At 70.1% G+C, this 9,471-nt stretch carries 9 protein-coding genes and 1 tRNA gene; 3 read left to right on the top strand and 7 right to left on the bottom strand.

Annotation, left to right across the window (positions count from 1 at the left end; all coding sequences use genetic code 11):
* On the bottom strand, positions 1-1,259 hold a 1,259-nt coding region (locus tag FHG89_RS31850; RefSeq protein ID WP_139588090.1), incomplete at its 3' end, for an MFS transporter.
* A gap of 86 nt (positions 1,260-1,345) precedes the next feature.
* On the opposite strand from FHG89_RS31850, the gene FHG89_RS31855 reads away from it, so the two are divergent.
* Complete coding sequence (locus tag FHG89_RS31855; RefSeq protein WP_244296062.1) at positions 1,346-1,819, top strand: hypothetical protein; 474 nt, start codon at positions 1,346-1,348, stop codon at positions 1,817-1,819.
* Between the two features lie 47 nt (positions 1,820-1,866).
* On the opposite strand, the gene FHG89_RS31860 is transcribed toward FHG89_RS31855, so the two are convergent.
* Positions 1,867-1,943 (bottom strand) — tRNA-Pro (locus FHG89_RS31860).
* Between the two features lie 199 nt (positions 1,944-2,142).
* Complete coding sequence (locus tag FHG89_RS31865) at positions 2,143-3,036, bottom strand: metallophosphoesterase (protein WP_139588091.1); 894 nt, start codon at positions 3,034-3,036, stop codon at positions 2,143-2,145.
* Positions 3,037-3,061: 25 nt separating this feature from the next.
* Between FHG89_RS31865 and FHG89_RS31870 the strand changes: the two genes are divergently transcribed.
* Positions 3,062-3,517 carry a GatB/YqeY domain-containing protein gene (locus tag FHG89_RS31870; protein WP_139588092.1) on the top strand — a complete coding sequence of 152 codons (456 nt, stop codon included), beginning with the start codon at positions 3,062-3,064 and terminating at the stop codon, positions 3,515-3,517.
* Between the two features lie 85 nt (positions 3,518-3,602).
* On the opposite strand, the gene FHG89_RS31875 is transcribed toward FHG89_RS31870, so the two are convergent.
* Entirely contained in the window at positions 3,603-6,041 is a 2,439-nt protein-coding gene (locus FHG89_RS31875) for a penicillin-binding protein (protein ID WP_139588093.1), read from the bottom strand.
* Positions 6,042-6,449: 408 nt separating this feature from the next.
* Between FHG89_RS31875 and FHG89_RS31880 the strand changes: the two genes are divergently transcribed.
* Positions 6,450-6,770: a WhiB family transcriptional regulator gene (locus tag FHG89_RS31880; protein ID WP_030328078.1), complete on the top strand. Its 321-nt coding sequence runs from the start codon at positions 6,450-6,452 to the stop codon at positions 6,768-6,770.
* Between the two features lie 6 nt (positions 6,771-6,776).
* Here the strand turns inward: FHG89_RS31880 and bagB are convergent, their stop codons facing one another.
* From bagB to FHG89_RS31895, 3 genes are all read right to left on the bottom strand, one after another.
* Positions 6,777-7,925, bottom strand: coding sequence for an ArsA family ATPase (gene bagB / locus FHG89_RS31885; RefSeq protein WP_139588094.1), 1,149 nt, complete (start codon positions 7,923-7,925; stop codon positions 6,777-6,779).
* A 57-nt stretch (positions 7,926-7,982) separates the two neighbouring features.
* Positions 7,983-8,960, bottom strand: a complete 978-nt coding sequence (bagA, locus tag FHG89_RS31890) for an ATPase BagA (protein WP_139588095.1) — start codon at positions 8,958-8,960, stop codon at positions 7,983-7,985.
* A gap of 26 nt (positions 8,961-8,986) precedes the next feature.
* On the bottom strand, positions 8,987-9,471 hold a 485-nt coding region (locus FHG89_RS31895), incomplete at its 5' end, for an Rv0361 family membrane protein (RefSeq protein ID WP_139588096.1).

Here is a 9,471-nt window from a genome sequence, read left to right on the forward strand (position 1 = left end):
GCGGAGGTGGGGTGCGTCGTCACCCGGCCGTCCTGGGCGGGGGTGAGCAGCCGGCGTAGGGAGAGCGCGACCAGCGAGGCCACCAGGCAGCCACCGACCACGGTCGCCACCCAGACCCTGCCGTCAGCGGCGGCGATGAGGGGGCCGGCGGTGACCGGGCCGATCACGCCGCTGATCCCGAAGATCATCGAACTCATCGCGTTGTACCGTCCGCGCAGCTCGTCGGTGGCCAGCGCGTTGGTGAGCGCCGGCATCACGGGCGACAGCATCGTCTCGCCGAAACCGAAGATCGCCGAGCAGGCCACCACACACAGCGCGGCGAGCACAGCGCCCTCGGGGCTGATCAGGCCGCCGGCGCCGAGGACCAGCCAGGCGGCGGCGAACACCGCACCGACCAGGGCCAGCGCGGCGGTACGGCTGCGGCCCTCGATCCGACGGATCACCAGGAGTTGGGCGAGCACGATCGTCACGGTGTTCGCCGCGAGCGCCCAGGCCACCACCCGCGGGCTCACCTCGGCGACCCGCACGGCGTACGCGGCGAAGCCCACCTCGATCTGGGCGTACCCGCAGGTGGTGAGGATCAGGCCGAAGATCACCAGCCGGCGGAACGGGCGGTCCCGGAGCACGGTCAGGTAGCCGCCGGACGACGGCTGGTCGGCGGCCCGGCCCGCGCCGAGCCGGTGCCCGACACCGGGAAGGGTGAGCAGGATCAGCGCCGGCATCAGGTAGCTCACCGCGTCCAGCAGGTAGACCGTCTGGAAGGTGCCCGGACGGGCGGTGTCGACGATCGCGCCGGAGGTCATGCCGCCGATTCCGATACCGAGGTTGAGCAGCGCGAAGTTCAGCCCGAAGACGCGTTGCCGCTCACCGTCGTCGGTCAGCGAGGCGAGGATCGTGTTCTGCCCGGACCAGATTGCCGAGCTGCCCACGGCGATCACCGTCATCACCGCGAACGCGGAGGCGCTGGAGTCGACCAGGGCCAGCGAGCCGGTGCCCACCGCCTCGATCAGCAGGCACGGCAGCACCACCCTTCGCGCCCCGAACCGGTCGATAAGCGTCCCGCCCAGCGGCGACAGCGCCAGCGTGACCGCGCCGTACCAGCCGATCACCAGGCCCGCGCGTGTGTCGGTGAGACCGCGTACGTCGGTGAGGTAGATGAACAGGAACGGCAGGGTGAGGCCACGCCCGATCGCCGACAGCAGGGTGCCGACGAGGAGCCGGCGAGCTTCCGGGCGGCGGGGTAGGGCGCGACGCAACATGACCGGCATTCTGTTCGCCAGGTGTGACACCGCGCGAACCGTTTACCGAGGCGGAGGCTGTCGGTGTGCTCTGCCATGCTGGCCGGGTGAGCGTGACCTGGCGACACCTGCCCGCATCCGCCCGCGAGATCGCCGGCGCGGCCTCCGACGCGGTCGAGGCCGCGAAGACCCAGGACAAAGAGGCGTACGAGGTGGCCACCGGCCGGCTCGCCACGGCCGAGCGTTCCGGCCTGGTGCTGGGTTCCGTGGTGCGGCTGCTGCTGGAGGCGACCCATCCGGACGGGCTGGACGGCGACGACGTACGGCAGGTGCTCCAGCGGTGCGTCCGCGCGGCGGCTCCGTGGCGACCGGACGTCGACCCGCATGTCGTGCTGGTCCTGCTGGCCGGCGCGCTCGGCGTGTACGACCCGGGCGAGGACGACTCTCCACCCGATCCGGCCGCGCTCGCCCGGCATGGCCCACTGCTCGTGGACGACCTGCTGGCGGTGACGGGCCGGCCGTTCGATGGCTACCTGAGCGCGGCATTCGCCGAAATCGAACGCACCGAAACGCAGGACTGACAACCAGAAGAGGGCACATCCATCGAGTGGATGTGCCCTCTCACCTCTGGTCGGGGTGGCCGGATTCGAACCGACGACCTCTTCGTCCCGAACGAAGCGCGCTACCAAGCTGCGCCACACCCCGAGGCGTGCCGACAAATAGTAGCCCACCCGTCCCGACGGTCAAACTCGGTACCCCCGCCGCTCGACCCGGCCGATCCGGGCCCAGATCCGCCAATATCCGCGCAATATCCGGGATGTTGCTGCCTCTCGGCGCCGCGAGACACCGACATCCCGGATATTGCGCGGATCGTGAGGCGGTGACGCGGGCGCGCGGGGTGGGGTCAGCGGGGGATGAGGGTGAGGATGGAGGCCTCGGGAGGGCAGGCGAAGCGGATCGGCGCGGTCGGGTGGGTGCCGAGGCCGGCGGAGACGTGCAGCCAGGAGTCCGACCCCGGCCACCGGTGCAGGCCACGTGCCATCGAGCGGGGCAGGCCGCAGTTGGTCACCAGCGCCCCGTACCCGGGTACGCAGACCTGACCGCCGTGGGTGTGTCCGGCCAGCAGCAGTCCGAAGCCGTCCGCGGCCATCTGGTCCAGCACCCGTGGTTCGGGGGAGTGCGTCAGTGCGATGGACAGGTCGGCGGTGGAGGAGACCGCGCCCGACACGGCGGGGTAGTCGTCCCGGTCGATGTGGGGGTCGTCCACGCCGACCAGGTCGAGCTGCCGCCCGCCGGCCTTCAGCGTGGTCCGGGCGTTGTTGAGGTCCACCCATCCGGCGCCGGTGAACACCTGGCGCAGTTCCTCGTAGGGCAGGTCGACGCCCTCGGTGTACTCGCGGTCGGGCAGGAAGTAGGTGAACGGGTTCTTCAGGATCGGCCCGGTGTAGTCGTTCGAGCCGAACACGAACGCGCCCGGGTAGTCGAGCAGCGGTTGCAGCGCCCGCAGCACGCCCGGCACCGCCTCGGGGTGCGCCATGTTGTCCCCGGTGACGACCACCAGGTCCGGGTCGAGGGCGGCGAGCGATGCCACCCAGCCCTGCTTGCGCGCCTGGTTGGGCATCATGTGCAGGTCCGACAGGTGCAGGACGCGCAGCGGCTCCGCGTCGGCCGGCAGCACCGGTACGTCGTACCTCCGCAGGGTGAACATGTTGCGCTCGATGAGCGACGCGTACGCGAGGGTGGTTGCTCCGACGGCGGCGGTTCCGGCGGCGAGCCGGAATAGTGTGCGCTTTCGCATGGCGTCCAGGGTAGTTTGACCGTCCATGAGCACGCTGAAGGACCGCCTCACCGCCGACATGCGTTCCGCGCTCAAGGCGCGCGACGAGCTGACCACCTCCACACTGCGGATGGCCCTGGCCGCCGTCGGCAATGCCGAGGTCGCCGGCAAGGCCAAGCGCGAGCTCACCGACGACGAGGTGCTCGCGGTGCTGACCAAGGAGGCCAAGAAGCGTCGGGAGGCGGCCACGGCCTTCGCCGACGCCGGCCGCTCGGAGCAGGCCGCCAAGGAGACCGCCGAGGGTGAGGTGCTGGACCGCTACCTGCCCAAGCAGCTCTCCGACGCTGAGCTGACCGAGCTGGTCTCGGGGGCGCTCGCCGCGGGCGGCTTCACCGGCAAGGCCCAGATGGGCCCGGCGATGAAGGCGGCCCAGGCCGCGGTGGCCGGCCAGGCCGAGGGTGGTCGGGTGGCTGCCGAGGTACGCCGGCAGCTCGGCCTCTGACCCGCACGCAGCGGTAGTCCGGACAGACGAACGGGCGGGCACCCGTAGAGGGGTGCCCGCCCGTTCGTGCGTGCTGCTGGTCGGCTCAGCCGCCGGGGCGACCGCCAGGTCGGCCGGGCGTGTTACCGGGCTGGCCCGGCTTGTTGGTGTCGGGCGGGGTGGCGCCGCCACCGCTGCTGACCTGGATGGTCACGACGCCGCCCTTGATGGTGCGCCCGTCGGGGCTGGTGCCCGCCGCGGTGCCGGCCGGGCAGGAGGACGGAACCTTCGCGTCGGAGACGACCGGCTCGAAGCCCGCGCCCTTGATCCGGGACTTCGCCTGATCCACCGACACGCACTTCACGTCGGGAATGCTGCGCTGGTCACCCTCGGAGATCTTCTGGCCCGGGGGCTCGAAGTTGATCCGCGGCTTGCCCTTCATGGCGTCGCGCAGCGTCTCGTACACCGGAGGGTTGATGCCGTCCTTCTCCGCGTGCTTCATCTTGACGTTGGTCTGCGGCCAGTCGGGGTCGGCCATGATGCCAGCCACCGCGTACTGCTTGGTCATCGCGACCAGGGCGGCGGTCTTCTCCGAGTCGGTGGTGCCGGACTTGCCGGCCACCGGCGCGTCGACGATGCCCTTCACCACGCCGGCGGTACGGCTGCTGCCGCACTTGCTGGTCTTGGAGTTGTCGCCGACCGGGCAGCGGGCGGCGTCCACGGCGGCCCGGGCCACGTCGGTGCTGAACCGCTTCTCGCAGCGCGGGTTGGCGATGTCCAGCTTCTTGCCGTCCGGGTCACGGATCTCCTGCACCGGGATCGGCTCGCAGTACTTGCCGTCGGCGGCGAGCGTCGCGTAGGCGTTGGCCAGGTCCAGCGGCGTCGTCGAGGAGACGCCCAGAGTGAACGCGCCCCACTGGTGGGCGGCTTCCTTGGTGGCGGCGAACTTCGCGTCGTTGCTGGCCCGGAACTGGATACCGGCCCGCTTGGCGACGTCGACCACGTTCTCCGCGCCGACCTGCTGCTGGAGCGGGACGAAGTAGGTGTTGATCGACGCGCTGAAGGCGCTCCACATGTTCTGCACGCCACCGGCCTTCAGGCCGGAGTTGGTCGGGCAGTAGAAGTGGGTGCCCTTGCAGGCCGCCGGGCTGCTGCTGTCGATGATGTATTCCGACTTGAACTGCTGCGGCGCGTTGAAGGTGTAGCTGAGCGGGATGCCCTTCTCCAGCGCCGCGACGATGCTGAAGATCTTGAAGGTCGAGCCGGCCTGGTAGCCGGTGATGCCGTCCCCGCCGGTGAGCAGCGGGTTGACCGTCGCCGGGTAGTTGCCCCGGATGTTCTTCTTGCTCTTCGCGGGATCGCTGGAGATCTTGTTCTTCGGGTTCTTTGGGTCGTCGAGCTTGAACTGCCGGTTGACCGCGAGCGCCCGCACCCGGCCGGTGCCGGGCTCGACGACCGCGACCATTGCGGCTTCCTTGCTGTTCTCGCTCTTGGCCTTGCGGACCGCCTTGTCGGCGCCCCGCTGCGCCTGCACGTCGATCGACGTCACGATGGTGTAGCCGCCGCTCTTGAGCCGCCGCTCCCGGTCGTACGTGGTCGAGCCGAACGTCTCCTGCTGCATCCACCAGCGGTAGAAGTAGTCGCAGAAGAAGCCCCAGCTGTTGACGTTCGCGGCGACGCAGCCGTTCGGCGTGCGCTTGTCCTTCACGACCAGCTTGGTCGCCTTGGCCGCGTCGGCCTCCTGCTGCGTGATGGCCTTGATGTCGACCATGTTCTGGATGACGTAGTTGCGACGGTCCAGGGCGAGCGGGAAGCCGGCCTTGGTGGTCGGGTCGTTCGTGGTGGGCGCCTTCACCATGCCGGCCAGCAGCGCCGCTTCCTCGATCTTCAGCTTGCTCGGCGGCTTGCCGAAGTAGACCTGGCTGGCGGCGTACACGCCGTACGCGCCGTTGCCGAACGAGGCGAGGTTGAGGTAGCGGGTGAGGATCTCGTCCTTGGAGAACTCCTTGTCGACCTGGAGGGCCAGCCGCATCTCGCGGAGCTTGCGGGCGCTGGTGTCCTCGGTCGCCGCGACCACGTCGGCCGGGTGGGTGGCCGAGTAGGCGATGGCCAGCCGGACGTACTGCATGGTGAGCGTCGACGCGCCCTGGCGGCCGGCGGCCTCGTTCTGGTTGTTCACGAACGCGCGGGCGACACCGTTGATGTCGACGCCGTTGTGCTTGTAGAAGTCATGGTCCTCGGCCGCGATGATGGCCTTCTGCATGTAGGGGGAGATGTCGGCGAGTTTCACGTCCCGCCGGTTCTCGTCGTACATCGTCGCGAGCGGTGTCTTGCCGTCCGAGGCCAGCAGGTAGCTGATCTGTGGCGCGCGGGCCACCGTCAACTCCGTGGGCAGGGCGCCGAAGGTCTCGGCGCCGGCCTTCGCGGCCAGGCCGGACATCGCCACCGCGGGGAAGGCCGCCGCTGCGACCACCACGCCGGCCAGCAGGCCGCACACAAGCAGCGATGCGGCGTTGGTCAGCACATTGTGGTCACGTTTCCGCATCCAGGTCACCTCGACAGGGTACGCGAGTAGGGAACGAGGGGCGCTTGGGCGTTCTTTCCCCATTTCCTGCGTGCGCTGCCCTCGTTGTGCTAAACGCACGACCCCCGGTGCGTGGTTGCGTGTGACCTGCCGCGAGTCTCCACCGATTGGTGGAGGCGGCGCAGCGTTTTCGTCGACCTCGGTGGGGTAACCGGCGGTCAAGAGCCCGGGAAGCCCGGGAGTGTCCGGAATGATGGATTTCGTCGACAACGTTGCGTAATCAGTCGACTACAGAGCATGATGGGGGCGGCGACAGCGCCACATGTCGTCCGCGCCGCCTTGGGGAAGGCAGGCCGGGCGATCGGGGGGAATTGCCGGCTGACGTGCATCGACGAGGTCGGTAGGTACTGCAAGGGGGGACGTGTACACATGGGCATGATCACTGACTGGCCGTCGCTGGCGGCGTGTCAGAACGGGGACCCGGACGCGTTGTTCGTACAGGGCGCCGAACAGAACGTGGCGAAACGGATCTGCCGGAGTTGCCCAGTTCGGTACGAGTGCCTGGCCGACGCGCTGGACAACCGGATCGAGTTCGGTGTGTGGGGTGGCATGACCGAACGCGAACGCCGGGCGCTGCTGCGCCGTCACCCGCAGGTGACGAGCTGGCGCAAGATGTTCGAGGCCGCGATGAAGAAGAACAGCAAGGACAAGGCCGGCAAGGACAAGATCCTGGTCAGCGCGGCCAACTGAGGCGGATCAGGGCCGGCTGATCGCCGCGCCGATCGTCCGCAGCCCGTCGACGTCGTGAACGTCGGCGGGCTGCGCCGTCACCGAGACGGACGGCACGGCCGGGAACTCCTCGGTGAACCGCGCGGCCACCTGCTGCTCGCGTACCGCCTGGCGGGCCAACGCGGCGTGCGCCCGCAGCACGTCGGCGGTGGCCTCGTGCCCACCCAGCTCGGTCAGCCGCTCGGCGGCGGCCCGGCTCTGGTCGGCGTCCAGCTCCGGCACCGCCGGGCGGTGCACCCGGTTGAGCACCAGGCCGGCCAGCGGCATCTTCTCCTCCCGCAGCCGGCCGGCGAAGTACGCGGCCTCCCGGACCGCGTCCGGCTCCGGGGCCGCGACCAGCACGAAGGCCGTCTCCCGTGCCTGGAGGATGCGGTACGTCTGCTCGGCCCGCTGCCGGAAACCGCCGAACATCGAATCCAGCGCCGCCACGAAGCCGGACAGGTCGGTGAGCAGTTGCGCGCCGAGCACCTTCTGCACCACCTTCGAGAACATCCCGAACGAGGCCGTGACGAGGCTGAACATGCTCCGGCCACCGGTGCGGGCCGGTGCCAGCAGCAGGCGCAGCATCCGGCCGTCCAGGAAGCGGGACAGTCGGGCCGGCGCGTCCAGGAAGTCCAGTGCCGAGCGAGACGGGGGAGTGTCCACCACGATCAGGTCCCACTCGCCGCGGGCGTGCAGCTGGCCCAGCTTCTCCATCGCCATGTACTCCTGCGTGCCGGAGAAGGTGGAACTCATCGCCTGGTAGAACGGGTTCGCGAAGATCTCCGCGGCCTTCGCCGGATCGGTGTGCTGGAGCACCACGTCGTCGAAGGTGCGCTTCATGTCGAGCATCATGGCGTGCAGCTCGCCGCCGCTGGCCTCGACGTCGATTCCCTTGACCTGGCGAGGGGTGTTGTCCAGCTCGGTCAGGCCCAACGACTGGGCCAGCCGGCGGGCCGGGTCGATGGTGAGCACCACCGTGCGGCGGCCGTGCTGCTCGGCGGCCCGCAGCGCCAGCGCCGCGGCCGTGGTCGTCTTTCCCACCCCGCCGGCACCGCAGCACACGATGATCCGCACGCCGGGGTCGGCGAGGATCTGGTCGACGTCCAGCTGCGGCGCCGCGTCTTCGGAAGGCACCAATCGAGCGTATCGGGCCGCGTGGGTCCGTGCGCCCGTGCCGACCTCAGGTGTGAGTCAATCCGCCCTGACGAGGGCCCGGGCCAGCGTGGCGAGACCCGCCCGGTCCACCCCGTCGGGCAGCAGCGGAAGCTCGACCATCGGCAGCCCCAACTCCACCAGGTCGGCGCGGAGCGAATCCTCCAGCTCCCGACGGATGACCTGGTCCCGGGCCTCGTCGTGCAGACCGGCGACGATCTCCCGGTCGGCCGGTAACCCGGCGGCGACCAGCCCTCGCTTCAGCTCGGCGGCGGTGACGGCCCGGCCGGCGGGCAGCGGCGGACGGGTGCCGTTGACGATCACGTTGCCGATGCCGAAACCGAGCGACGTCAGGTCGGCGACGGCGTCCACCGTCTCCTGCACCGGCATCTCCTCCAGCAGCGTGACCACGTGCACCGCGGTCATCGGGGAACGCAGCAGCGCGGCGACCCCCTCGCTCTGGGTCTTGATCGGGCCGACCTTCGCCAACCGGGCCGTCTCGGCGGTGACGTTCAGGAAACGGCCGATCCGCCCGGTCGGTGGAGCGTCCAGCACCACCGCGTCGTACGCGCGCCGCTGACCCGAGGTGCGGGTGGTGGCCTCCTTCACCTTGCCGGTGAGCAGGACGTCGCGCAGGCCCGGGGCGATGGTGGTGGCGAAGTCGATGGCGCCGAGCTTGCGCAGCGCCCGGCCCGCCGCACCCAGCTTGTAGAACATGTCGAGGTATTCGAGCAGCGCCTCCTCGGCGTCCACCGCGAGCGCGCGCACCTCACCGCCGTCCGGGGCGTCCGCGAGGTGTCGCTCCTCGTACGGCAGCGGGTCGATGCCGAAGAGCTGGGCGATGCCCTGGCGACCCTCGACCTCCACCAGCAGGGTGCGCCGGCCACCTGCGGCCAGCGCCAGGGCCAGCGCCGCCGCCACGCTGGTCTTGCCGGTGCCGCCCTTGCCGGTCACCACGTGGAGACGCGCCGACCATCCGGTACCGGCCGGGTCGGTCGGCCGCTCAGCTGCACGCACCCGTCGAGCCTATCCAGGCTTGCCGGTCACGCGACCTCGCAGACCCACCAACCCGTCTTCTGCACCACAGTGAAGCGCAGGTCCTGGTCGGCCACCTTCTCGTCCGCGGTGGTCATGGTGACCCGGGTGGACACGGTGGCGCGGTCCCCGGTCTTGTTGTCCACCTTCGGGGTGGTCCATCGGAAACGGGCGCCCTGGTACTCGGAGGCGTACTTCTGCACCTCGGCGACCTTCGCAGCGATCTTCTCGTCGTCGCGGGAGGCGGCGCAGACGTGACTGGCCGCCTTGGCCGCGTCGCGGTCCTTGTAGATGGCGGTGAGGAACTCGTCAACGGCGACGGCCGGCTCCTTGGCGCCCTCGCCGCTCTCGGCGTTACGCAGGGTCAGGAACGCCACCACACCACCGCCCACGCAGAGCACCATGATCACGACCAGGGCGATCGCCGCGATCAGCAGGCCGCGCTTCTTCTTCGGCGGCTCGGCGGCACCCTGGTAGGGCGGGTAGCCGGGTG

It is taken from the genome of Micromonospora orduensis (genome assembly GCF_006228125.1).
Taxonomy (GTDB): Bacteria; Actinomycetota; Actinomycetes; order Mycobacteriales; family Micromonosporaceae; genus Micromonospora; species Micromonospora orduensis.

Excerpts from the sequence above, each read along its gene's own strand:
- FHG89_RS31865 (WP_139588091.1), bottom strand. The coding sequence starts at position 3,036 with ATGCGAAAGCGCACACTATTCCGGCTCGCCGCCGGAACCGCCGCCGTC.
- FHG89_RS31870 (WP_139588092.1), top strand. The coding sequence starts at position 3,062 with ATGAGCACGCTGAAGGACCGCCTCACCGCCGACATGCGTTCCGCGCTC.
- FHG89_RS31875 (WP_139588093.1), bottom strand. The coding sequence starts at position 6,041 with ATGCGGAAACGTGACCACAATGTGCTGACCAACGCCGCATCGCTGCTT.
- FHG89_RS31880 (WP_030328078.1), top strand. The coding sequence starts at position 6,450 with ATGGGCATGATCACTGACTGGCCGTCGCTGGCGGCGTGTCAGAACGGG.